The sequence below is a fragment of the Alloscardovia venturai genome (genome assembly GCF_042676605.1).
Classification (GTDB): domain Bacteria; phylum Actinomycetota; class Actinomycetes; order Actinomycetales; family Bifidobacteriaceae; genus Alloscardovia; species Alloscardovia venturai.
The window spans coordinates 1-25,602 of sequence record NZ_JBHTHQ010000023.1 but is presented as its reverse complement, the minus strand read 5'-3'; the positions used below and the strand labels follow the sequence as shown (position 1 = coordinate 25,602).

The following is a 25,602-nucleotide window of genomic DNA, read 5'->3' as shown; positions in this document are numbered from 1 at the left end:
TTCTCTCCTGGAGCTATTTGACGATACTCAACAGTGTCACGCCCCAACACCCAACGATTAACACGCCTACGAAGCTTCTTGAAATTTGATTTCCTCATTGCCTAACTCCAACTAAGCAAATACTACTTACCCGTAGCTAGCTTTACGATATTCTTTACACCGTTGAAATCTTTATTTGCTTCCCCAACGACTTTCATCCAGCCAGACCCTACTAGCTGCGTAGTTAAATTGCGCACTTTGTCCGTAAAAGTCCCGTTACCGGGTTCTCTGACGAAATCATAGAAATTCTTTGCAGTGCTATTTGCTATATTTGCCAGCTCAAGTTTACTGCGCATGACAACTTCGCCTATCGCACCTGTATATGGATTTGACTGGAATTTCGTAATACCAGGAAGTATCGAACTGCAAGCGTAGCTTTTCAAATTGCTTTTAATGAAACTTCCCCACGTAACCTTCTGAACTTTAATACCGTCAGAACCTGCAATAAATACTCGTCCGTCATCTATTCTTCCAAGAGCCGTAGCGGCAGTCTTAGCTTCACCGCTCAAATTTGCCAATTCTTTATAAGCAGAGTAACCACTAAGTCCCAAAGCTATCCCGTTAAAAACTACATCTCCTAAGCCATTCTCTCCCACCTGCATACCAGCCACACTATCTACAAATGAAAATATATTCGTAGCAAAAAGTATCGCAGCGATGATAATTCCGCCACCACCAAGCGCGATACCTACCAAGCCAGCGATAAAGCCAATGACTTCCGCTGCTTTCACTATCTTGCGCCACGTGCTTGAGTAGTACATTTTTTCAAAGAAGCCAACATGAAGGTCAGCTGTTTCTTGAGCACCGCTAATTTTATTTGCAACATCATCAGCAGCATTTTCGAAGTTCGTATGAGCAGTATCAATTCTCCCCTTTGCTTCATCTAAATCGCCTTGAGCACGAGATAGTTTCGCTTGATAATCCGCTAATTGTTGGTTAAGAGTATCTAAAGCGTTGCCTTGAATCTCTTTCTGATATGACACATAGCTATCATGCAATGATGTATCCGCATTGAGCGACGCCAAACTAGACGTTACTTTTTGCTGAGCCTCGGAAGTCTGCGAAATAAGATACGTATACTTATCTTTATCCTCTTTCGCCTGCAAAGCATCATACAAAGCAGTATCCGCCTGGGACTGGTATAAATCAACGCTATCTGCCCATGAACTCAGCTGACTACTGACGGTCTTTAACCCCGTTGAGAGCTTTTCAATTTTAGAAGGGAAATCACTATACTCTTGTACAAACTTGTCTGCGGCTTCACCTTTCCAGATAGTATTATCACTCCCCGTATCCGCTATACGAGATATGAGTTCTGCCATCTCAGCGAAGTTCTCCGAGTTCTTAGTAAAGGTATCAGCCAAAGTACCAATCTCTGACGAACCACCCGGAACCTGATCTGCGAAGTACCCTACTTTATACCAATCATCAAGGAGCGGACGTGCCATACTTTATTCCTTTCTCTCACGATTTTCAGTAACGTCTAACGACGAGGCAATCAACTCAAAAAGTTGTATGAGCGGCACGGCCTCATCCATATTAGGAGTCATAAAATTCAAGCTAATAACCATATCCGTTAGCGGAAACACGAAACGTGCAGTCAGTATCTCCACCTGCGAAATCTCTCGTGTACTGCTCTGTAGATATTCACGAGTAATAACTTCAAGACCTTTACCCACGTTCGGCATATTAACAACGGACACATTGCTTCCCTCGACATACTGAGGCTCGACTTCACTATACGCTTCATACGAAGATTCTAAGACAGTACTTCCTGCTTGCACTGGAGGAAGTGGCATAATCTGTACTTGCAGCAAGGCTAAAATGGACTTGTCTGAAGCCTCGGTATAGTAACTCGCAATGTGCCGAATACCAACTGACCGAGCATTTACTAATCTTTGACGCACAGTCGAAAGAATAAGCTTTCAGTACTGCTCAAGCGCAGGAAGTACTTTGATAATATTTTCCGTGGACTCATGAGCGACTTTACCTATATAGAGTCATCACTCAACGTAAACTGATTCCACTCGTCGGGGAGCATCAATGAATAATTCATTATGGTCAGCCTTACGACGCCTGTGATGTTTCCATGTCGCCCGCATTGTTTGCGGCATCATTGTCATACGCGGTGCTGTCCTCAAGGACATTATTGATAGCATTGCCCATACCCTCTGTACCTTTGAGGATTCTTGTCTTATGGGTCTTTATCCCCCTCTAAGAAATCATTGAGTGCACTTTTGATTTTCTCACTACCGAGATTTGTAGAGTTTACATCGATATCTGCCATGCCTTGCATTTTCTCTTGAGCAGCCGAGATGTCTTGAGCAAGCTTTTCTAACTCATCATGATTCACTACGACATCCGGCATACTATGCTCTCCTCTGCAATTTATCTCAGATGGCTGTAATTAATAGTAGCGCGAGATAGCGGACGAGCCATCATATACCAACGCAGCGAGCAGTTACGCGCAATGGAAGCTCTACAGGTCTGCGCATTACTTCTTTTTTTCCCGCCTTCTTCTCCACCTCTCTAACTTTTCTTTGTAATAAGTTACAATTCAAAAAGAGAAAGTTTTATGAGAAGAAGGTTTTCACTATGTCTGGCACTATGCGAAGTCTGCCTCACACATCCGTGCAAACATCCGTTACTGACCAACTCGCAATGAGCATATTAGAGGGGTCTTGGAAGGTAGGTCAAGCCACGACTCTTGACGAGATTCAACATACGTATAACGTGTCTCGCAGTATCGCACGCGATGTTATCAACCATTTGGAGACTTTAGGCGTTGTCAAAGCTAAACAGCGCGTAGGGATTATCGCTCTTAATCCTGATGACTGGGATGGTCTGAATTCAGAAGTAGTCTCGTGGAAGCTTGCTGGACCGCAACGTTTTAAGCAGATTTGTGCTCTCGAGGAAATTCGCCGTGCTGTCGAACCTGTTGCAGCATCTGCCACAGCAACCCGTGCTTCCGAAGAAATCAAGCATCATCTACTCGACGCAGCACAGCATATGATAGATGGAGCTGAACGCAAGGATCACGAGTTTTTTCACCGTAATGACCTCGACTTTCACCTCACTATCGTCGAATCGTGCAATAATGCTATTTTTGCTTCTCTTGCCCGATCAGCATTTTCAGTATTTCAGTATGATCTCGTGGCTGACGTCTTTCCGCCAGGATATAACTTCCCTACTGCCCGCATGCATAATGACGTTGCGGTAGCGATTTCAGATGGCGATAGTGCTGGCGCTTTTGACGGCATGATTAGGATTATGGATTATATTTACGATACCTTAGATATGAAAGCGTAAAGTAAATCTAACCTCTAGCAAAGTCGAGGTCATCATGACAAAGAAGTATCTCGTCATCGGACACCCAGATTGCTCTACATGCAAGAAAGCTCTTGCATGGCTTAATCAGCACGGCATCGAGTATACATGGAGAAACATCATTGAAGATCGCCCCACAGCCGCTGAACTAACCCAATGGATTCGTGAGAGCAACCTACCTATGCGCCGTTTTTTCAACACTTCCGGACAGGCCTACCGCTCTCTTAATTTAGCGACTGAGCTTAGTGAGATGAGTGACGAGAAGGCACTGCATCTCCTTGCATCTGACGGAATGCTGTGTAAACGACCACTTGTGATTGATAGCGAAGGACATTTTGTAGCTGTCGGTTTTAAGCCAGATGAATGGACTACCAAGCTGTGCAAGTAAATGTGCAGGCAATTGCAGATGCTGAGCAGGCTCATGGAAAGAGAATAAGATTCTATGCCATCGACATGCTCCGTGGATTTGCTCTACTCAATATGATAATTTTCCATGCTTTGTGGGACATAGCATCCCTTATCACAAAGCCGTGGGGCGTAAGCATTGCTACCTTTATGAGTAGTCAGGCAGCTTATGTCTGGCAGCAGGCAATCGGCATATGTTTTATTTTTCTCGCAGGATTCTGCTGGCGTTTGGGCAGGAAACCTCTGCGTCGTGGCATAGAGCTCATAGCTTGGGGCGAGGTCATTTCGCTTGTAACTACGGCAGTCATACCACACGACTCCGTCCATTTTGGCGTGCTCACTCTCATCGGGTTTGGGACGCTCATCCTCTGGCTTATAGATATACCCGCAAAATTCGCTCGGATGCACACGGGAGAAAAGGCTATGCCTGTGTCCTTCTCTTCTCATGGGTCGCACTGGATTCATGTGATTCTTGCAACGATCAGCATGATACTCTTTGTGTTGTTTCATGATGCGCAAACTCATAGTATATGGAGCCTCACCCTTCCGCAATGGTTGTATGCAAATAACTTCACGACACTACTCGGTTTTCCTTTCGACGGCTTTATATCGAGCGACTATTATCCTCTAATTCCCTGGCTTTTCGTCATGTTTACCGGATATTTTCTCTTTAACGTAGTCCATGCAAGAGCAGTCGCAAACTGGATTAATACGCATACACATAAAGTTTCTTGGATCTCTCGTTCACTTGAATTTTTGGGACGTCATTCACTCGTTATCTACTTAACTCATCAAGTCATACTTTTCGCTATTATTTGGCTTATATCTTTGATTTAGATGTGTTTACATAAGCGGGTGCTTCGTTGCGTATATAGACGTATATAAAAGTGTTCCTCTCCTCGATATTGTGTCGAAGAGAGGAACACATATTTTAATCTAGCTTTTCAGCTATCAATTCATTTCATTCAGGCTATGAACGCTTCTTACGCAAGATTACGATTGCAACGCCACCCACGAGCAATAGAATAGCTACTACAGCAATCGCCGCCACTGCAGAACCTGTCTTTGAAAGAGTCTTCTGCACTGCTGGCTTCGTAGCTGCCAATCCGGAAGCTGCTGGTTTTGTAGGAACTACAGTTGCGTTCTTTTCAAACTTCCATGTACCTACAAATGTGATTCCGTCAGCAGTCATGGTCTTAGATGTTTCATCCCAGCCGATGAACTTCCAGGTACCAGTCTTTGTGACGTAGTCAGCAAAGTGCGTAGGAGTTACTTCAATCTTTTCGCCAACATTTCCTGTGATAGGCTTTGGAAGCTTGTTCAAGATTTCTTGTGGAATGGAAGTACCATCCACTGACTTAAATTCAGCGGAGGCAGTTGCAGTCTTTAGAGTGAACTTCCATGTACCTACGAACTTAAGTCCTTTTTCGTCCATGGTCTGAGTCGCGTTATCCCACTGAGCAAATGACCATGTGCCTGTATCTGTTTCTACATCAGTAAAGCTTATCGGAGCAGCTACTTCTTTGCCTGTTTCAGCAGTAGAGCAAGCTGGAAGTTGCTTCATAACGTCTGCTGGCAGCTGCGTGCCGTCTTCAGATGCGAAAGCGTACTGGACAGTATTATCAACCATCTTAGTTGTGACAGTTGGGATTATCTGCTTCGGACTGAAAGTCAAAGGATTGAAGCTAGACATCATCGTAGCTGCCTGTGCGTTTGGCACTTCCTCTTGATTTACAGACACCTGCATAGTTCCCGTTACTTGGGGGTCGGTTCCGTCAAAGCTTTTTCCTGCTTCGAACTTGCTAGCAGGTAATGTTAAGAAACCTTGTGGAGTTACAAAATAAATCTTTGCAGGGCGATTAGCTTCGTTGTCGAGTACTTCTGCGCGAACTGCAGATGCTCGAGTATCACTTCCTGCAGTGAGCTTGTATGCGTTTCCATCACTCAGCCCATAAGTAGCTGAGACAGTTCCCGTTGCTGAATCATAATTTACGCTCGTAACCCTCATGAATTGAGTGAAGCCTGTGCCCGGGTTTGCTGCCTCGTATGCAGCTTGGAATGCATCTTTAGTCAGCATCGAAGAATCAAGTGTCAGGCGCGTCGTATCAATCTTCCAGCTCATAGTCCAAGTGCCGCTCATCATGACATTCTTCCACTCTGTACGGCTCGCTGGATTAAGCCCCTTAATAAGCGCCAACATGAATTGCGTAGCGGTTGACGATTCTTCCCACGTCTTCCATACTTCAGACATGTCCATCGTGCCTTTATAACCGACGTTATACGACTGTGGATTCTCACATTGCTTTGCGATTTGCGTTGGATTTCCATCAATGCTGACATCAACGGTGACAGAAGTTGCAGCATGTGCAGGTACCGCTGCAAACATCATCGCCACAGCAGCTACAATCGCCACAACGACTGCACATATGCGAGAACTCAAACTTCTCTTGCTCATAATTATTCCTCTTATTTCTTCCACATTTTTGTATATGTGATACACATAAGACTGCCGGAAGCAGTATATATTTCCCAAAAATTAAAAATGCTTCAATTTATTGAAAACATACCTTTTGCGCGAGGAACTACCGTTATTCATTCAGCAATGAATGTCTGTAAGAATATCCAAAGTAAATTACGATGCCAATAGCAAGCCATACAAGAAATCGCAGCCATGTTAGCACAGATAGATTTACGGCAACGACGATGCACGCTACTGCTACAACAATAGGGAACCACGGATTTCCCGGAACTTTGAAAGAACGTACCAAATCTGGACGCTTTTTACGCATGATAGGGATGCCAAAGCACACAAGTACGAAAGCACTTAAAGTACCGATGTTTACCATGTCAGCAAGTACAGAAACATCGAGAGTTGATGCCACTATAGCGATGATGACCCCCACCCCGATTTGCAATCCAACTGGTACGCCAGACTTATTCGTCTGCGATAGTCCTTCAGGCAGCAAATGATCACGACTCATAGCAAAGATCACACGTGTAAGCCCAAGCAACAGTACCATTACCACCGTAGTAAGTCCTACAAGAACGCCGAAGGAAATAATCTTTGCAGCCCAACCAGCACCGACAAGTTCAAAAGCTGTAGAAAGTGACGGGCTCTCTTGCTGTGCAAGTACCTTGTACGAGACCATACCCGAAGTCACAATTGCCACTAAGACATAAAGTGCAATGACTATAGCTAAGCCTAATGTGATGCCGCGCGGAATGGTACGTTTAGGATCTTTTGCTTCTTCCGAGGTCGTCGCCACTACATCGAAGCCAAGGAATGCAAAGAAGACCAATGCCGCGCCGGAGAAAATCCCTCCTACGCCATACATAGTCGCAGTCTTGCCGCTCATCCATTGAAGAAGAGGCTGCTCGAAAGTGCTGAGCGCCGAAGGCTGAGCTGAAGCACTGCCAGTAATATCGCTAGCTAACTGCTCATGAGGTATAAACGGCACGAGATTTGACGGTTTGAAATAGAAGAATCCTACTACGATGATAAAGAGAACGACACCCACTTTGACAACGGTCAGTACGGAATCCACACGACTAGAAAGTTTCGTACCAAAGACGAGCAGGACTGTAAAGAATGCAACGATAACGAATGGTGCTAAGTCAACGTTTAATGTGCCTAGCGACACAGTGGTCGAAAAATTAACACCCACAAGCCGCAAAAAATCTTGAAGATATACGCCCCAATATTTAGCGATGACCGAGCCAGCCATCATCATTTCCAAAATGAGATCCCAGCCGATAATCCACGCAACAAACTCTCCCAACGTCGTGTACGTAAAGGTATATGCCGAGCCAGCAGCAGGAACCATTGAAGCAAATTCCGCATAGCACAATGCTACTCCAGCGCACACCGCTCCAGCGATGAGGAAGCTGATAATCGCCGATGGGCCCGCATGGAAAGCTATAGTTTGCGCGCCAATGGAGAAGATGCCCGCTCCTACCGCGACAGCCACTGCCATCGTAGCCAAATCCCAAACCCCAAGTTCGCGTTTAAGCGAATGCCCCTCGGACTGAGTCTGCGCCAGTGCAGTTTCAATGGATTTCGTTCTGAAAAGTTTCATACCGAAGATTCTAGCGTGAATGCACGCTACAGAAAGGGTTTATCCACATTAAGAAAGCTTTTGCAAAGGATTACAGCCGATTTATGCCGTAAATTTCCGCCATACATAATTAAAAGCGCACACTCTCAGAGTATTCTCAGGTTTTGCTGGGAGTGTCGTTCAGGTTCGCACGGTTATATATAAACCAACGCAAGGAAGTAACCGCACAGGAACCTGAGCTTGTAAGAATACTTACACGGTGGACGGAAGCTGAGCCGACTACCTCCCCAAGAAAATTTAACCCCTTCTTCTCTTTTCTCTCTTTCTCTCAAGTCTTGAGTAGCTTTTAAGTTGCTCAAGGCTTTCTCTTGTAGAAAATATCACACGCGTCTTTACAATGGGATTAGATTAGGCAGATAACTTCGATAAATACGCCAATATAGGCAAGTGATTCCTATGATTGAAAATAGCATTAGCGAAAATTCTTCTCCTGAGAGAACCATTGAATCTCCATACCTCGAAAGTGTCAGTTCAACTCTTTCATTATGGCTTCTTCATAACCTTATCGGCAGTGAGAATAAACGGCCACAAAAGCATGCTGCTACTTATTTAGGAATCGTTAAGAAACATTTAATTATATTTTCATGCAATATTTTTACACTATTTTTTGGTGCCATATACGCAAAAATCTTTCACATAAGCTCCTCGTCAAATGACTGGCTAACTGTACTCAATCTCGTTATTGCGCTCGTTCCAGTTCTTCCAGCCTTTTTCCTTCCAGGAGATAGAATTAGTGCAAATAAACGTAGAGTTCTGATAGTTTTACACTGCCTTTATAGTATCGGATGCTCATATGTATTTGGAACATCAATCGTAACCGAATTTGATAAATTCGGCCCCATCGTCATTTCTGTTTATGGATCGAGTTTTCTGGGGTTTCTCTACAAGGGATTTGCCCGGCAGACAAAGAATAGCTGGTGGATTACGATACTCATCATGCTGGTTCCTATCTTAGGAAGCTTTGGCTATCAAGCGCATAGAATACATGCTATTCCTTGGCCGGGGATTATGCTCGCACTCGTCTTCTTAGTGTATATTTACACAATATATTTATCTGATTTAGATGGGCTTCGTGTGGCTACCGAGAATCATGATCTTGCAAAAGAAAATGAGTGGTTCGTGGCAAGTTGCTTGATGTTTGAGGTTATATTCACGATTATCCTGGTCCTTGGGACGGATCGTCGTTCAGACGATGAGGATGATGATTAATTGGCATATAGAGTTGATGTAGCAATTCCAGATTTTTGGACCGATATTCATCTTGATGCAAATTCTGCGGTAGATATTTCTCTCGACATCACGGAGCATCTTCTCCCTTTGGTGGATGAAGAATCAATCGAGCAAACTCAGCAGTACGTCGAAAGAAGTCTAGTCGAAGCAAAAGATCAGGGGATTATAAGGCTGAGTGAAATGTTTCTACCGGCTGAATCTCAGCCTATAAGTGCATACGCAATTGTGCAAATCATGCCCGCCTTGGCAGTAAGCGATAGTGCGGACGAGCTTGGAGCAATTTTCGAGACTCTTACGAACATGCTCACTCACAGCGTTACTCAGTCTGATACTTCAATCGTGAGATTAGATGACGGTACTAAAGCTGTACGACTGTATGGGATACAGAATATCGTCATAAATAATCAGGGAGATATGAATCCTGCATTTGTGATGCACACTTTTCTGCCACACGAAGACACCATCATTCATCTTCTCTGTTTAACGTTCAATACTGATCTTATGGATGACTTTGGCGAAGCGTTTGAAGCCATAAGCAATACTTTGCATGTGCGTGGTACGGAGCGTTGAATGCTGAGTGAAAGATCAGACTAGCTTTTAGCGACGTGACATAAATAACAAATAATAGCCTAGTCTACGCGTATGCAAGCTCTTTGCTATTGCCAGATGCATGAGAGCCTTCTTGTGACTGTTGCTCTACATATTCAGAAGTTTTGCGTAATGCGAGGGAAAGTCCCAGACCATCGAGTAGCCGCATAAAAGTTTCAAGACGAGGATTACCTGATTCCGATAGAATGCGGTAAAGACTTTCTCGTGGAATACCCGTACGTTGAGCGAGTTTGCTCATGCCCTGCGACTGAGCTACTTCTCTAAGCGTCGATATAAGTAGATGACTATCGTTACTCTCTAAGAGGGTATCAAGAAGGTAGACCATATCCTTCTCTGTCTTGACTTTATCTGCGAGGTTAAACTCTTTTAATTCTTCTACCATTGTCCACTCTCCTTAAGCTTTTCAAGTATGGCTTCTGCCTTTTTAATGTCATTACGCTGTGAGGTTTTATCTCCATCAAAGACAAGAAGCACCATTGTATTCTGTTTTGAGCAAAGTAGATTCGATATCCTGGACCAGTAAAGAATCTCACCTCCTTAAGTTCGCCGTGAATATTCTTCACGTCGCCTGCAAGGATGGAATCCTACTTCCATTGGTTGATACGCACACTGATGCGAATATACGCACGTCGGTCTTTGAGATTATCAAACCATTTATCAAATTCAGATGTTGTTTTGATATCCATATGACCTCCTTCAAGCGATTGTAATGTATATGTTACAGTCTCGTCAAGATATACAGAGTACACCGACATAAAGCGCCTCAGAGTCGAAACCATTCTCACACTAAGACCCGCCTTTGCCGTACGATTGAGCTATGACTAGCACGACTTTGACAAAGCCACAAATTAAGCAACTTCGCGGTATGGCACACCAGATTAATCCACTTCTTCTCATCGGTAAGAATAACATCACCGAGACTGTCGTTTCTCAGGCAGATCAGCTGCTCGAAGACCACGAACTTATCAAGTGCCAGCTTCAGGAGGGTGCGCTGCTGTCCACTAAAGAGGCTGCAACTGAACTCGCTGATATGCTCAATGCCGCTGTCGTGCAGACTGTCGGACATCGCTTTGTACTCTTCCGCGCGAGCAGCAAGGATCTAAAGAACCCTATCAAGCTCGTGCGAGAGTAGCACCTCTGCTGTACTTGACTGCACGTCCAGAACCGGATTTGTTAAGGAGCCCTTTCGCGATAAGAGCGTTGACAAGTCTCAATGTTTTTTCTTTCGAGAAACCAGTTACAGTAGAGATTTCACTTCTGCTCATATAAGCGCCCTTAGCTATCGCATTGAGGACGCATCTCTCATCACTGTCTGTTTTCTCTGCCCCCTGGACAGGAAGCGTAACGGTAATACTTGTATCACGTATATCAAACCGCGGAGAAACGTCTACTGCATCATACTCTTTCATAATGCGCGGAACCCCAGTGCCGAATCGCTCGATATATCTCAGGCGGAAGAGAATATTTGCCAAGATAGGATTTCTCGCAATAGAGAGCCCACCACGTAGATAGTCTTCTTCACTCATACCCGTAGGCAACCCTCCAGGAGATGTAATTTCAATGCAATCAGCAAACATGCTGATTTTTATATGAGCATTTACATCCCACTGCCGGTGAGCCAAAGCATTTGCAAGAGCTTCACGAAAAGCCTCACGAGGAATCATTTCTCTTCGGACGCGTTCCATCCCCTCAATCTGCTCATATACATAATACTGATCAAACACACGAAGAGCCTCATCCATCTGTGTCAGTATAGACACACGATCCTTCGTCAAACGATACATAATTGTGTTTATATCGTCTCCAAAACGTGCTATATCTACGCCGTTAAAAGAATTTTCGTCAGCAAGAAGAGCCGCAGCGTTGTTATATATGCCATCGAGTGACTCGAGTTCAAGTGAGATGAGAACATTTTTTAGCGATATCTAGCCCTGTTTTCTCCTCAAGTTCTTGTTCTAATCGAGCAAAAGTAAGGTCTTGTGTACGTGCAGCTAACGCATCAAATGATGTATTCATACCTTCTAACGCAAGTCTGTTGTACTCTAGACGATTCACTTCGACAGTAGATGAGTCAGCGCGCTTAAATACTCTGCGCTCATACATATATGGCTTGTCACCACCTTCAAAGACAGTCAAAGAAACTGTCTGCTTTTGCTCGTTCACTTCCAACTCATAGCGAGGAGTCGGCACAATAGCACTATTAATCGCATTTTCTATGCTCAAGCACGTCGCGTTTACGTCTTTAAACCCTATGACTTTACCATCATCATCTACACCAAAAACTATTTTCCCGTACCGTAGTTTGCAAAAGCACTTACTGTCTTCAAATACGTCTTAGAAAGTTCTCGCTTAAACTCTAGATTTTTCGTCTCTCTGGACATTGCAAACTCCTTTCGCATTTCGCACTAGCGTGTTTCATTATACAACGAAAATGCAACGATTAAGTTTTCGTTGCACAACGAATGAAACGAAAAAGATAATCGTCGTGTTTGCGGGTGGTACGTATATTTTAGAGCTGCACTAAATAGGGGCCACAATCATTAAGATTTACACGACGATTCATAATTTGCATATTTCCCATACTCAAACGTTAATTTTTCAGGGTCTTCTAGTCTAAACTCACCTTTTAAAGGGCACCACTTGGTAATGCCATCTTTATCTTTTTGAGCATGTAACGGAACCAATAATGCTTTCCCATTTGGTAGCAATCTAAGCATCCGGAACTCATTACTTCCCATTTCTTTCCGCTGAGAGTTCTCACGCCCTGATAGCTGCGGCAATTCGGCATCTTTATACTCTGCCTTTACCCATTCCACATCAAAAACCGGATTGTCCATCGAAGAATATTGCGTTACCAAAAAGGACACTAGGATTATTGCCAGTGCTATACACGCATTAAGAGTAGTCTTGATTTTAGGTTTTCTTGTAACTCTTTCCTTAGTTCTAGGCTTAACACGTGTAAACTTTTTCTCATGATTCTTCACTCCACCTCCGACGGATACAAACAAAAGATGATGCAGAAACAATACATCAATACCCGCTATAGTTACGGCGACCCCATCAAGAAAAAGCCAAAGCTCCCAATCCGCAATAAGAAGTTTTACGTTATACAAAGATGAGATTAATACCGCTATAAGGGGCATAAACGCATATCCCCATATACTTTTCCCCTTAAGGACCCAACGTTGTTTACCGTACTTATCCGATAACAATATATAAAATGAAACTAGTGTCAAAACAACATTTGCCAGCATATAGACAAACGAGAAAATACGTAGTAGACGATTATCATCTCCCAATACCTGCAAAGGAACGAAAAAACTCTCCATGATTTGTAAATTCTTCGATGACTCTGTAACTGCAGGAATTACTGCAACAACAGCTGAGACAATCGAAATCCACGACGTCGTAGCACTAAGTATTTGATTGCTATGAGTTTTCTTCTCTCCGTGAGATTCTTTTCCAACAATTTCCCTAGTGTTATCTTCCTTTGAGCACAAGAGTTTATGCGTGTACGGGCTTCGATTTCCTCTCATACGCATCCGCTACTTCACCTTAACTACCACAGCAGTCCAAGGCTTAAGTACACCACTCTCAAGCTGCTTCTTCAAAGCCTCGACGTCTTCATTGGAGATGAGCACATCGTTCTGCTCTATTGAACGGCCAAGCTCAGCAAGAGCGGCACTGATAGAGTCGTCCATCTCGCTCTCTTCAGAAATGAGATTTGCAATGACAAGGAGTTTTTCTTCACCAAGCTCACTATGGAAAGTACGCGTGAACGCATAGACGTTTTCATTCGTGGTTTCTAGCGCATTCCAGTCGCCGAGTGCGACGGTAGCGTTTGTGTGACGCAACTCGATAAGCTTCTTATAAAACGCGAAGACCGAATTATCATCAGCCATCTGCGCTTGAGCATTGATAGTAGCCTTATTCGCATTCACTTCAAGCCACGGAGCAGTCACAGCATCCACAGACTCAAAACCAGCATACTTACTATCATCCCACTGCATAGGAGTACGAGCATTATCACGACTAACCCGCTTAATACCCGCCATCATCTCCTCCGGCGTCATGATGCCGGCCTCGGTGATCTGCTTATACAAGTTTAAGGTTTCGAGATCTTGGTACTGGTCGAGACGCGTGTAGTCAGCATTCGTCATGCCAAGCTCTTCACCCTGATAAATATACGGAGTACCCTTGTGCATGTGAAGAGTCAACGCAAGCGCTTTTGCTGAGCGAACGCGAAGCTCCTCCGTCGACGTATCTCCCCAACGAGACAGACTACGAGGCTGATCATGATTAGACACGAACAACGACGTCCAACCACCATCTTTAACAATCTGCTCATACTTAGCAAATGACGGCTTCGTCTCAGCAAAGTGCGAAATACCACGACCCCACTTACCCGCAGGACCATCAGAATTCACATCCACGTGTTCGAAGAGGAAAAGCATATCCAACTCACCATTCTTTGGGTTTGTAATATGCTCGGCACGCTCCCCCGAAATACCAGGAGCCTCACCCACAGTCAAAAACCCCTCACGACCGGCGAAAACCTCACAACGCATTTCAGAGAGGAATTCATCCAAACGCGGACCATCAGAACAATCCGGGCTAGGACTCGAAAACCCATCCGGACCAGCAGGCTCTTCAGGAAGAAGGGAACCGTTGACACCACGAAGCTTACCATTCTCATCATGAAGCTTAGAAATCAAAGAAATAACATCCATACGGAACCCATCAATACCGCGGTCCATCCACCAATTCATCATAGAAAACACAGCCCGACGCATATCAGGATTCTCCCAATTCAAATCAGGCTGCTTCCTACTAAACTGATGAAAATAATACTGACCACGCTCAGGCACCCACTGCCACGCAGAGCCGCCGAAATAAGAACCCCAGTTATTTGGTTCAGCACCCTTCTCACCGCCCGTAAAACCAGTCTTAGGGTCTTCCCAAATATACCAATCAGCGTGGTCGCTCGTCTTGGAAGCGCGCGATGCTTTAAACCACGCATGCTCATCAGACGTATGATTCACCACCAAATCCATGATGACCTTAATACCAAGCTCATGAGCTTTAGCGAGCAGCTCATCCATATCAGCGAGAGTACCGAACATAGGGTCAATGTCCTGATAGTTGGAAATATCATACCCATTATCATCCTGAGGAGACTGATACACAGGAGACAACCACACCACATCAACACCCAACTCAGCAAGATACGACAGGCGAGAAGTAATACCCCTCAAATCCCCAATACCATCACCATTAGAATCCTGGAATGACCGTGGGTAAATCTGATACACCACAGCATCCGACCACCAAGCATTCTCCGGTGAGTTCTTGGCAACGTCAGAAAGTTGGAACGTCTGGCGATTAAATTGCGTCATTGCAGTACCTCTCTCAAGCATTCAAGTAGCGACGTGTGCGAGCACGAGCAAGTGTTTATCGTATGTTTTACTCGGTTCAGTCTAGTGATTGTGTGATACAACTGCGATAACTCTAAAGGCGCATAGTCATTATGTGAAAACGATTGCAGAGATGTTCATACTTTTACGCATTTATAAGCGGATTCTCATGAAAGTTTGAACACGAGAAAACGCTGCCATATATCTGCTAGCGATGCATGGCAACTGTACTTAAAATATAACACCCAGCACACCGCAAAATGCACGGGGCTGCCGTTAGAGAGAATTAACAAAGAAAGAGTACTTAAGTTATCGGGACTTCCATTGCTTGATAAATTGCTGATACCAGCGAGCTGTATCCTTCCAGATACGCTTCTGCGTTGGATAATCTACGTAGAAAATACCGAATCGCTTGGTGTACCCCAGCGCCCACTCGTAGTTATCGAGCAGTGACCATGCAAAGTATCCAGTGAGCTTTGCACCGTGCTCGATTGCATCATGGCATGCGCGTAAATGCTGAGAGAGGTAATGGACACGCTGCGGATCATGAACGGCGCGTTCGCCATTTTCCTCAACAACTTCATCGTCCCATGCAGAACCATTCTCTGTTACCACAAGATCCAAATCCGGATAGCGTTGGCTCATTTCTAAGAGAATATCCGTCAATCCCTGAGGTTCTTGGTTCCAACCCATTGCTGTGAGTGGACCACTCGGAGGCAAAATCTCGATATTCTTTCCACCCACGATAGGATCTTCACGCTGATTACTATCAGGACTCTGATTTTCCGGCACAGCAGCACGGACATACTGAGTCGCGTAATAATTGATTCCCAAAGAATTCAGAGGCTGATGAATCTTCTCTAAGTCACCTTCGCGAATGAATTCCCACTTGCTAATTTCGCGTGTATCTTCGAAGATTTGAGGGTCATACTTGCCCTCGAGCATAGGACCGAGCCAGACTTCGTTACCGATTCGACGAGTCTGTTGAGCTGCAGCGAGGTCTTCCGACTTATCAGATGCTGCACGTACAACCTGCAGATTCAAGGTAACAGATGTCTTTGCAGAGTCACCCAACTCAGAACGAACTGCTTGCACACCTAGACCATGAGCAAGGTTGAGATGATGAACAGCCGCGAGAGCCTGAGCATCATCGCGTATGCCCGGTGCATGGCGACCTTGCGCATAGCCCAAGTATGCAGAGCACCATGGCTCATTGAGAGTGGTCCATATATCTACACGGTCGCCTAACGCACCCGCTACAACCGCAGCATAATCACCGAAGCGCGATGCTGTATCGCGATTTACCCAGCCACCTAAGTCTTGCAAATATTGAGGTAAATCCCAGTAATACAACGTGACTACTGGCTTAATATCTGCTGCACGAAGAGTATCAAGTACACGCTTGTAATGGTCAATAGCCTTCTGATTTGGCTTGCCATTGAGCTCAGTGAAGATACGTGGCCATGCAATAGACATGCGGTAAGCATCAAGGTCTACCTGCTTCATGAGCTTAATGTCATCTTCATACCGCACATATTGCTCACAGGCCACGGAGCCATCAGAACCGTCAGCAATATTTCCTAGGACATGTGCGTAGGTATCCCAAATAGACTCTGCTCGACCATCCTGATCAAGACAGCCCTCTACTTGGTAGCTCGCTGTAGCACTTCCCCATGTAAAATCACGAGGGAAAGACTGTGCAAGTTTGATATCTTCTGGCGTGAGAAGTCCCATACTAGATTTCCTCCCATTCAGGCTCTGAACCGTCAGAAGTAGTCACTTCGAGAGAGCCACCAACCCGTCGAGCAGCCTTATATTCCACTCGCTTACCATCTTCCGTTTCAATCACAGTAGATACTATAGAACCGGGCTCAGCAGACAAGGATATGAGTAACTTCACATCGCTGGTGTAGTCATAGTCTGGCTTGTTTGCACCAGCGCAGATAGGAAGAATGGTATTCTCACGAATCCACAACGGAATCTCATCAAAACCGACTGTATCGTGTCGCCATACGCCATGTGCGCTGGATACCGCTTCCCCCGTAAAGAAATTCGTCCATAATCCAGCAGGAAGGTAGTAATCCACTGTTCCTTCATAGTTAAACACCGGAGCCACAAGTAGTGAAGGTCCAAGCATATACTGCGTATCTAATGTGCGAGCTGTGAGATCATCAGAGAACTCAAGGAACATGGAGCGCATGACAGGGATACCGTCTCGGTGTGCCTGCAAAGCTACTTCATACAGATATGGCATCAAAGAAAGCTTGAGCTTGGTGAACTTACGCGCCACCCCTACTGCAGTTTCATTCTCTGGGAATGTAACACCGTTCTTCTCATCAGCCTCATCAAAAAGCCACGGCACACGATACATCGTAGACCCGTGTAAACGCGAATGAGACCCTAACAGTCCGAATGCAAGCCATCTTTTGTAGACAGCCGAGTCTAAAGACTGACCTTCAAAGCCACCAATATCATGACTCCAATATCCAAATCCAGAACTCGTTAATGACAATCCTGCACGCAAGGTCTGAGCCATACCATTGAAGGTAGATTCACAGTCACCACCCCAATGGACCGGGAATTTCTGACCACCAGCAGTTGCAGAACGAGCATACAAAACTGCTTTACCCTTACCATATACCTCTTCAATGGTTTCGAAGACTGCTTGGTTGTACAGCTGGGTGTACCAGTTATGCATGCTTGCGGGGTCAGAACCGTCATACCAGACCACATCGAGTGGAATACGCTCACCAAAGTCTGTCTTAATAGCGTCCACACCCTGGCGAAGAAGACCACGCACCTGCTCTTTGAACCACTCAGTAGCCGCAGGATTCGTGAAATCAACCAAGCCCATACCCGCCTGCCACAAATCCGTCTGCCACACATCGCCATTAGGTTTCTTTACCAGATAGCCCTTATCTCGAGCTTCTTTGAAAAGTGCACCACGTTGGCCGATGTACGGGTTGATCCATGCACAAATATGAAGACCTTTGTCCTCATGTAAGCGTTTCAATGTGCTCTCGATATCACCAAAGTAACGCTCATCCCATACAAAATCAGTCCAGTGAAATTCACGCATCCAGTAGCAGTCGTAGTGAAATGCACTGAGCGGAATATCACGCTGAGCCATACCATCCACGAAGGAATTAATCGTTTTCTCGTCATACTTCGTAGTAAACGAAGTAGTTAGCCACAAACCAAAACTCCATGCTGGAACCATTGCTGGACGACCAATCAACTTCGTATAACGACGAAGAACATCCTTTGGACTTGGACCATAGATCACATAAAAGTCCAAAACTTCACCAGGAACGGAGAACTGTAAGAGATCCGTACTCTCACTGCCTACCTCAAAGGAAACGTGACCGCGGTTATTCACCAGTACACCGTAGCCAGCTGTGCTCATATAGAACGGAACGTTCTTATAAGCTTGCTCAGATGCAGTACCACCATCCTCATTCCAGATATCAATAGTCTGACCGTTCTTTACATAGGTACCAAACTGCTCACCAAAGCCAAAAATCTTCTCTCCCACTCCAAGGGCGAACTGGAAAGATGTGTAGGTGTGAGACTCTCGTGAAGCACGACCGTCAGGCGACGCACCAAACTGTCCTACTGGGTTAGAAGCAACTGCAGCATTATCACTGAGCTGGTAGTAAGCCAAGCCTTTATTCCCCGAGCTTGTAAATACTTTGCCAGTGTCAGAATCGAGGAATTCGAGATTCCACGGAGCAGTCTTTGTCATGCGTGCAGTAATAGCACCTGACACGAGTTCTACCGTGGCACCTTTTTCACCGGTTTCACCATCGCCACTACCCTCAGCATGCGTGGTCACATAGTCACGATGACTTGGAGCATGTGGATCCTGTGCCACGAGTGCTTCTTCAGCAATGTCAGCGGCAAGGTCGAATCCAGGTGTCACATGCGAACCATCAAAGTGGCGAGCAGTCACACGTAGCACACCTTCAATCGGCGACGTGATATCTACATCAAAAGTTCCAAGATTCAATGTATTAGCCCGGTCGTGAATTAGCGCGCCCGTAGCCAAAACGTTCAAAGACTCGGTGTCCGCATGCGCAGCAAGTTCATAAACCTCTCGCGCATAGAGTGGAGTTACACCCGGACGCGTAAGCCAGTAACCATTTGAGAATTTCATTACTTCACAGCTCCCGTAGTAATACCCCTAGAGAGAGTGCGTTGGAAAATAAGGAAGAAGATAAAAGTAGGAATGATACTCAGCAAGGAAGCACCAGCCGTAGTTGTCACATCCATCAACTTATCACCGCTCAATGCACTGACTGCAATTGGAACGGTTTGGGTAGAGTTATCAATGAGAAATGCCATAGGAATCATATACTCATTCCATGTCCAAATAAAGAAGAAGACAAGTAGCACACTCAATGTTGGCATGGAAATTGGGAATACAATATCCTTCAATATTTTCCAGCGGCTTGCACCATCAAGAGCCGCAGCTTCCAAAATTGCTTTAGGGAATGTGCCATATACCGAGGAGAGCAAGTATGTACCGAATGCGCTTTGAATGACGGCGAAGATAATCACAATAGCCCACTGGGAGTTGTACAAGCCAATCTGTTTGAACATCATGTACAGAGGGTAAAGCAATGCTTCTTGAGGCATCATATTCGCAAGCATGATGAGCAAGATGATCCAGCGGCGACCCCTCACGCGACCAATGCCCAAAGCGAATGCATTCAACACGGAGATGAATACTGCAGCAATAGCAACTAAACCGGAAATCCATACGGAATTCCAGACCTTTTCTGGATAGTTAGAACGAGTCCAGAAGTTGTTAATGCCTGTCATACTGAAGTGCTTTGGCCAGCTCAATGGACCGAAGTTTGCGTAATCACTCGAGGTCTTGAAAGCATTGAGTAAGATGACGATGAATGGGAAGAGCATAATCAATCCGCCAATGGCGAGAATGATGAGCATAATCCAGTCACCTGGAGTGCGATTGACTTTTGCCTTAGAAATCTTCTTAAATTCTGCAAGTTGTGCTGCTGTGTAGCTTGCTTTATTATGTGCAGCGTTAGTAATTGTTGCCATGATAGTTACTCCTCATCTTCCTTTTCTGCCTTCTGCTGCACTGCAGTAAAAGCAACAGCCACGATCACAATCAATATGGCAAGTGCTGTAGAAATTGCTGCACCATAACCGACCTGCTGTGACTGGAAGAATTCCGAATAGGAATAGTATGAAGGAACGATTGTGCTGGTACCTGGACCGCCAGAAGTCAGCATGTATACAGGACCGAAGACCTTAAGTGCTGCAATTGTGCAAGTGAGTGCAACCACGAAGATTTCTGGCTTAATGGATGGAAGCGTAATCTTCAAGAAGCGTTGCCACCAGCTTGCCCCATCCAGAGATGCTGCTTCGTAGAGTTCTGGATCCACGCGCTGCAGACCAGACATGAAGGTAACCACCGGATAACCGAGTTGAATCCAAATCATGATGATCATGAGGAAAATCAGTGCGGTGTCTGGCTTACCGAGCCAATCGTGACGAAGTTGACCGAGACCAATTGCCTTCAAAAGAGCGTTTAATGCGCCATCGGTTGGGCGAAGGATCCAACCCATTGCTAAAGCTGCCACGGAAATAGGCAGAAGCTGTGGAAGGTAGTAGATTGCACGCATAGTAGATGCAACCTTTGGACCAAACTTCTTCTGAACCACGTCGAAGATAGCGGACGACAGCACCAAGCCAATGAGAATTGGGATGACCACCATAGCCAAAATCATCCACAGGGAATTCCTAAAGGAAATCCAGAAAGTGGAGTCATGCATGAGGTCAATCCAGTTTTGCATGCCGATGAACTCAGGTGGCTTAATACCGCGATACTTGGTAAAGCTCAAATAAACGTTCCACACCGTTGGAACCACAATAATCCACAGCAAGAGGAGTGCACCTGGCAGCAAATAAAGCCAGAAACGGTTTGAACTATTGCCGGGAATGCGTGACATGTTCTTCGCGCGCTTAGCCTGCTGTGATTCAGTCTTTGTCTTGGCTGACATCTTCGTCTCACTTTGTATTGAAATTTCAGAAAAATTAAGAAAAAGAGGTCTCGTAGCCTCGGTGCAAACTGTGGCTGCGAGACCTGTGAATGGAGGTTAGAGGAGAAAAATCCTAAACTCTTTACTTGTAGCCGTCGGACTTTACGCCCTTGTCGTAAGATTCCTTCAGCTGCTTTTCAGTCTGCTGTACGGTTGCGGTGCCATTGACTAGGTCCTGAAGAGCCGCATTGAGCTGATCGTAGAAGGTGGAAGCTGGCCAGTCTGGATAGAAGGCGAGCTGGTTTTTCTTCAAAATGTCGTTGAATTCTGCGAGTAACTGTTGGGACTTTGGATCAGTAATTGCACTTGAATCAGCATTGACAGGAACGCCACCAGAGTTACCGAGCAAATTCTGGACTTCCTTGCTCAATGTGATGTTGATGAATTCAGCAGCTGCATCCTTTTTTGCGGAACGCTCTGGGATAACCCAAATATTGCCAGAGGAGCCAGGAACCTTGCCGGAGCCTGGGAACTTGGTTTCAGCCCACTGGAAGCCCTTGATCTCGGTCTGGAAGCGACCAAACCACCATGTGCCGGAGAAGTACATTGGGAACTTACCGTTCATGAATGCCTGACCGGAAGTTTCTGCATCAATACCTGTGGAATCCTTGGAAATGTAGCCCTTTGTCACCCAATCCTTGATGGTCTTGGTAGCATAATCAGCAGCGCCACTAGTCCAATCTACATCGCCAGTGTACATTTGGTAGTTCTTGACGAATTCGTCATTTGCCTTGAGGAGTGCAAGCTGATACCACAAGTGCTGCAATGGATATTCCTTGACTCCTTCACTCAGTGGCGTAATGCCCTTAGCAACGAACTTATCCATAGCTGCAAGCAGATCATCATAAGTCTTAGGAATCTCGATGCCGTTCTGCTTGAACATATCCTTGTTGTAATACATCACGACATCTTCACCGTAATTAGTAATGCCATACCAATCACCGGAGCCCATAACGCCCTTGTCGTTGTACTTACCAGTTGCACCGATGGAGCCGGAGAGAATCTTATCCCAGCCGTACTTCTTGACATAAGAGTTTAGGTTTGTGAGTAACCCCTGGCTTGCAAGCAAACCAGCAGTAGCATTACCCTTGTTATATTCCATAACATCTGGAGCCTGATCAGAATTCAAAATCTGAGAAGCATTCTTACGAATCTGCTCGAATGACTTCTTTTCGAACTTGACTTTAATACCGGTCTTCTTCTCATAGATGGCAATTGTCTTCTTCCATGCAGTACCCATAGCACCGGTTTCTTCCTCATAGTGCCATACCTTAAGAGTGGTTGGGTGCTTATCTTGCTTTACAGATCCGTTAGAACCGCAAGCTGCAAGACCGAGCATAGAAACTGAAGTAATAGCAGCAAGAGCTACTGTGACAACCTTTTTGCCGACTTTCATTTCATTCTCCTCTTGAATCAATATGCTCAATAACGCCGAGCACTCGACGCCAAGTAGCACTTTCCTTTTGCTTCTTTGCATTGGAATGAGCTTCTTTCGAAGCTACATTTCTAATGTATGCTGCATTATTTAAAGGAATGAAAATTTTCGACGATTTCGAATACTATGTCCGATTGTGTTCAATTCGCTCTGAGAAATTGAACACAATTTCTCAGAGCAGTTCTATTTTTTAAACGTTCCACGGTCGAGATACCTCGGCTCAATCATTTCAGACTTTCCGCACATGCTTATATCGCCATTCATTTGTCGGCTAATAGCCCGCATAGCTAAGCTCACAGCGCGATGAGGTTCAAACGGGATTTCATCTATCATGCAGCCCTGGTTAGGAAGATTTCCATAACTTCCCACAGAGAGCATGGGAAGTGGCTTCATACCCTTTCGATGAGAAAGGTAATTAAATGCGATAGGGACTACTTCCGCAGCAGAGTTAATCACGAGCGCATCCGTTTCCGGAAACTTTGTCAACTCAGCCTCAAGCACTTCAGCAATATCCATGATCTTCTTCGGTGAGTATGCAAAGTTCACTGCAATTCCAAACTCAAGAGCATAGCGACCCAGATATTTCTTAAAACGAAAGAGATAATTCGATCCATCCTTATACGCCTGCTCACGGTCGCCGAGAACGAGGATATTCATCAATCCACTTTCTGCAGCATGCTGGATTGTTATCTCTGCTGCGCGTTTGAAGTCCAAATCTGTGGAGAAAACTTTCTTGCATTCTACATTTACCGGAACGCCAATAGACACTACCGGAAGAGACAGGTGCTCAGCAGTGAAAGCACGGGGATCATTTCGTTTCACATCCAGTAGGATAACTCCATCTGCAAGGTCATTTCGCGCTATACGCTCAAGCTCATCTGCCTCACTTGCGAAGAGAAGTAAATCAGAACCACTTGCACGGATACCACTTAATGTTTCAAAAAAGAATGCAGAATAACCATTCAAACTAGAGTACGAATGAATTGGCGCCGAAACGGCAATAATATGCTTGCGAGCGCGATTCTCATATGCAGAAGATGGGAGTGAATAACCCAGCTGTGCTGCAGCATCGAGAACTTTCTGCCTCGTTTTCGGAGCAATTTTACGTCTACCCGAAAAAGCATAGGAGACTGTACTGACTGAGACTCCTGCGAACTCAGCAATTTTGGCTTGAGTAGATTTGGTGGTTTGAGCGGAATTGCCCGGCACATGCGAGCACAATCTCGCTGTACTCCCTTGGCATTTTTCTACCATACTCGTTCATCCTTGAAATAGTAAACTTTCGAACACAGCTACGTACTCTATGAAATAAGTGTACCGGAAAGAGCGGTAGAAGATCAGAACCTTGTAGTTATCTATCCTAATTCGTCATTTCTATCATTACAGTCTGGGTGCGCAAGTGGATCACTTGATACCCCGTAATAAACTATCCACCGCAAGCAGAAGAAAGATTGCAATAACCAATTATTTTCATAGTCCGACAAACACGAATAGCTCACATTAAACAGCCCCATCGATAGGATCATAAACCAAGCCTATTTTCCGTAGAAGGTCTCAAGCTAAGGAGAAAAGCATGGGATCTTCTACGGAATTAGAAATTATTGCGTCAGTTACTTATTCTTTAACATCACAGCTTTCGCAACAAGTTCTTCAATATACCCAGCAGTGAGTCCGTAATGTTCTAGACATTCCTCTGTACTTCCTGAGTGTCCAAAGACATCGTTCACTCCAACTTTCAGTACTGGTATGCTAGGCATGTTTTCACTTATCACTTCACTAATGGCAGAGCCTAAACCACCAATAATGTTGTGTTCCTCGGCAGTAATAATTGCACCAGTTTCTCGTGCTGCTGTAAAGATCGCCTCCTTATCAAGTGGCTTGATTGTATGCACGTCAAGAACTCTAATGTTCAGTCCTTGTGTCTCTGCGAGGTGATGTGCTGCCTCCAGCGCTTTCGCGACCATGAGTCCGGTTGCGATAATGGTGCAATCGGTACCATCATTCATGATGACTGCTTTACCAATCTTGAATGAGTAATCCTTGATATCTCTGGTAACATCTGGCACTGGCGAACGCCCCAGTCTTAGATAGCATGGCCCCTCATGGTCAGAGATTGCTCGCGTAGCCGCGGCAGCTTCGTAAACATCACAGGGCACAATAACTGTCATCCCTGGAATAGTACGCATTAAGCTAATATCTTCGATGCACTGATGTGTTGCGCCGTCTTCGCCGACTGAGAGTCCTGCGTGCGTTCCCACAATTTTCACGTTGAGATGCGGATAGCATACAGAATTTCGAACTTGATCGTATGCTCTGCCAGTACTAAACATCGCAAACGAGTTTACGAAAACCGTTTTTCCAGTGGTTGCCAATCCTGCCCCCACACCTACCATGTTTGCTTCTCCGATACCAGCGTTGAAGAAACGTTCTAGATATTTTTCTGCAAAGTAGCATGTCATAGTACACGTTGTTAGATCAGCATCAGCAACAACGATGTCCGTATTATTTCCCCCCAAGTTCACACAGAGTGTGACCATACGCTTCACGCGTGGAAAACTTACTCATGAGATATCTCCTCGCTTAACTGAGAAAGATGATTAATTTTTTCGTTAAACTCTGTAAAGGCTTGAGCAAATTCTTCTTCCGACGGATAGGCACCATGCCATTTTGGATTATTCTCCATGAAAGAAACTCCCTTACCTTTAACTGTATTCGCGATGATTGCCGTCGGGCCCAGCTGGCAATTGGACGTAATGTCCAATGCAGCGCTGATTTCAGGAATGCTATGTCCAATAATTTCAAGGGTATTCCATCCGAATGCTTTAAATTTTTCGGCAGTATGCTGCACTCCACTAATCGCTTCGGTGAATCCATCAAGTTGAATATCCTGATTTGCCCGTTTAATCGTTACACTCGTAGGTGAAAGAAAGTGGGTCATTGAATTTCCTGTAGTAACT

General features: G+C 45.1%; 24 protein-coding genes. 6 read left to right on the top strand and 18 right to left on the bottom strand.

The window, feature by feature from the left end; all coding sequences use genetic code 11:
- Positions 1-122: 122 nt before the first annotated feature.
- The 3 genes from ACFQY8_RS07550 to ACFQY8_RS07540 form a co-directional block, all read right to left on the bottom strand.
- Positions 123-1,487, bottom strand: a complete 1,365-nt coding sequence (locus ACFQY8_RS07550) for a putative T7SS-secreted protein (RefSeq protein WP_377939335.1) — start codon at positions 1,485-1,487, stop codon at positions 123-125.
- A 3-nt stretch (positions 1,488-1,490) separates the two neighbouring features.
- Positions 1,491-1,946 (bottom strand): hypothetical protein, encoded by a 456-nt coding sequence (locus ACFQY8_RS07545; RefSeq protein ID WP_377939333.1) that lies wholly within the window; start codon positions 1,944-1,946, stop codon positions 1,491-1,493.
- 287 nt (positions 1,947-2,233) lie between these two features.
- Entirely contained in the window at positions 2,234-2,407 is a 174-nt protein-coding gene (locus ACFQY8_RS07540) for a hypothetical protein (protein ID WP_377939332.1), read from the bottom strand.
- A 227-nt stretch (positions 2,408-2,634) separates the two neighbouring features.
- Between ACFQY8_RS07540 and ACFQY8_RS07535 the strand changes: the two genes are divergently transcribed.
- From ACFQY8_RS07535 to ACFQY8_RS07525, 3 genes are read left to right on the top strand one after another with little or no spacing between them, the layout of a single operon-like run.
- Complete coding sequence (locus ACFQY8_RS07535; RefSeq protein WP_377939331.1) at positions 2,635-3,348, top strand: FadR/GntR family transcriptional regulator; 714 nt, start codon at positions 2,635-2,637, stop codon at positions 3,346-3,348.
- Between the two features lie 34 nt (positions 3,349-3,382).
- On the top strand, positions 3,383-3,754 hold the full coding sequence (locus ACFQY8_RS07530) for an arsenate reductase family protein (protein WP_377939330.1): 372 nt from the start codon (positions 3,383-3,385) through the stop codon (positions 3,752-3,754).
- On the top strand, positions 3,730-4,608 hold the full coding sequence (locus ACFQY8_RS07525; protein WP_377939328.1) for a heparan-alpha-glucosaminide N-acetyltransferase domain-containing protein: 879 nt from the start codon (positions 3,730-3,732) through the stop codon (positions 4,606-4,608). Before ACFQY8_RS07530 ends, ACFQY8_RS07525 begins: the two co-directional genes overlap by 25 nt.
- Positions 4,609-4,741: 133 nt before the next feature.
- Here the strand turns inward: ACFQY8_RS07525 and ACFQY8_RS07520 are convergent, their stop codons facing one another.
- Both ACFQY8_RS07520 and ACFQY8_RS07515 read right to left on the bottom strand, forming a co-directional pair.
- Complete coding sequence (locus tag ACFQY8_RS07520) at positions 4,742-6,226, bottom strand: SHIRT domain-containing protein (RefSeq protein ID WP_377939327.1); 1,485 nt, start codon at positions 6,224-6,226, stop codon at positions 4,742-4,744.
- 133 nt (positions 6,227-6,359) lie between these two features.
- Positions 6,360-7,847: an APC family permease gene (locus ACFQY8_RS07515; protein WP_377939325.1), complete on the bottom strand. Its 1,488-nt coding sequence runs from the start codon at positions 7,845-7,847 to the stop codon at positions 6,360-6,362.
- Between the two features lie 435 nt (positions 7,848-8,282).
- Here ACFQY8_RS07515 and ACFQY8_RS07510 point away from each other — a divergent pair, with 435 nt between their 5' ends.
- Together ACFQY8_RS07510 and ACFQY8_RS07505 are read left to right on the top strand one after the other, a co-directional pair.
- Positions 8,283-9,095 (top strand): hypothetical protein, encoded by an 813-nt coding sequence (locus ACFQY8_RS07510; RefSeq protein ID WP_377939324.1) that lies wholly within the window; start codon positions 8,283-8,285, stop codon positions 9,093-9,095.
- Entirely contained in the window at positions 9,096-9,686 is a 591-nt protein-coding gene (locus ACFQY8_RS07505; protein WP_377939323.1) for a hypothetical protein, read from the top strand. It abuts the gene before it with no gap.
- Between the two features lie 64 nt (positions 9,687-9,750).
- On the opposite strand, the gene ACFQY8_RS07500 is transcribed toward ACFQY8_RS07505, so the two are convergent.
- Positions 9,751-10,107, bottom strand: a complete 357-nt coding sequence (locus ACFQY8_RS07500; RefSeq protein ID WP_377939321.1) for an addiction module antidote protein — start codon at positions 10,105-10,107, stop codon at positions 9,751-9,753.
- A 435-nt stretch (positions 10,108-10,542) separates the two neighbouring features.
- On the opposite strand from ACFQY8_RS07500, the gene ACFQY8_RS07495 reads away from it, so the two are divergent.
- Complete coding sequence (locus tag ACFQY8_RS07495; RefSeq protein WP_377939319.1) at positions 10,543-10,857, top strand: YhbY family RNA-binding protein; 315 nt, start codon at positions 10,543-10,545, stop codon at positions 10,855-10,857.
- On the opposite strand, the gene ACFQY8_RS07490 is transcribed toward ACFQY8_RS07495, so the two are convergent.
- From ACFQY8_RS07490 to ACFQY8_RS07435, 12 genes are all read right to left on the bottom strand, one after another.
- Positions 10,838-11,509 carry an ATP-binding protein gene (locus ACFQY8_RS07490; RefSeq protein ID WP_377939318.1) on the bottom strand — a complete coding sequence of 224 codons (672 nt, stop codon included), beginning with the start codon at positions 11,507-11,509 and terminating at the stop codon, positions 10,838-10,840. The two genes, ACFQY8_RS07495 and ACFQY8_RS07490, sit on opposite strands and share 20 nt — an antisense overlap.
- A gap of 109 nt (positions 11,510-11,618) precedes the next feature.
- Entirely contained in the window at positions 11,619-11,978 is a 360-nt protein-coding gene (locus ACFQY8_RS07485) for a hypothetical protein (protein WP_377939336.1), read from the bottom strand.
- A 287-nt stretch (positions 11,979-12,265) separates the two neighbouring features.
- Positions 12,266-13,261 (bottom strand): hypothetical protein, encoded by a 996-nt coding sequence (locus ACFQY8_RS07480; protein WP_377939317.1) that lies wholly within the window; start codon positions 13,259-13,261, stop codon positions 12,266-12,268.
- Between the two features lie 9 nt (positions 13,262-13,270).
- Entirely contained in the window at positions 13,271-15,121 is a 1,851-nt protein-coding gene (locus ACFQY8_RS07475) for a glycoside hydrolase family 13 protein (protein WP_377939316.1), read from the bottom strand.
- Between the two features lie 327 nt (positions 15,122-15,448).
- The gene (locus tag ACFQY8_RS07470; RefSeq protein WP_377939314.1) at positions 15,449-16,873 is read right to left on the bottom strand and encodes a GH1 family beta-glucosidase; all 1,425 of its coding nucleotides are present in this window, start codon (positions 16,871-16,873) and stop codon (positions 15,449-15,451) included.
- 1 nt (position 16,874) lies between these two features.
- Entirely contained in the window at positions 16,875-19,295 is a 2,421-nt protein-coding gene (gene yicI / locus ACFQY8_RS07465) for an alpha-xylosidase (protein ID WP_377939312.1), read from the bottom strand.
- The gene (locus tag ACFQY8_RS07460; RefSeq protein ID WP_377939311.1) at positions 19,295-20,206 is read right to left on the bottom strand and encodes a carbohydrate ABC transporter permease; all 912 of its coding nucleotides are present in this window, start codon (positions 20,204-20,206) and stop codon (positions 19,295-19,297) included. Before ACFQY8_RS07460 ends, yicI begins: the two co-directional genes overlap by 1 nt.
- Before the next feature lie 5 nt (positions 20,207-20,211).
- Positions 20,212-21,171, bottom strand: coding sequence for a carbohydrate ABC transporter permease (locus ACFQY8_RS07455; RefSeq protein WP_377939310.1), 960 nt, complete (start codon positions 21,169-21,171; stop codon positions 20,212-20,214).
- A gap of 121 nt (positions 21,172-21,292) precedes the next feature.
- The gene (locus ACFQY8_RS07450) at positions 21,293-22,606 is read right to left on the bottom strand and encodes an ABC transporter substrate-binding protein (protein ID WP_377939309.1); all 1,314 of its coding nucleotides are present in this window, start codon (positions 22,604-22,606) and stop codon (positions 21,293-21,295) included.
- Positions 22,607-22,828: 222 nt separating this feature from the next.
- Entirely contained in the window at positions 22,829-23,899 is a 1,071-nt protein-coding gene (locus tag ACFQY8_RS07445; RefSeq protein WP_377939307.1) for a LacI family DNA-binding transcriptional regulator, read from the bottom strand.
- Positions 23,900-24,255: 356 nt separating this feature from the next.
- On the bottom strand, positions 24,256-25,161 hold the full coding sequence (locus ACFQY8_RS07440; protein ID WP_377939305.1) for a transketolase family protein: 906 nt from the start codon (positions 25,159-25,161) through the stop codon (positions 24,256-24,258).
- A 41-nt stretch (positions 25,162-25,202) separates the two neighbouring features.
- A partial coding sequence (locus ACFQY8_RS07435) for a hypothetical protein (protein ID WP_449224242.1) occupies positions 25,203-25,602 on the bottom strand: 400 nt, incomplete at its 5' end.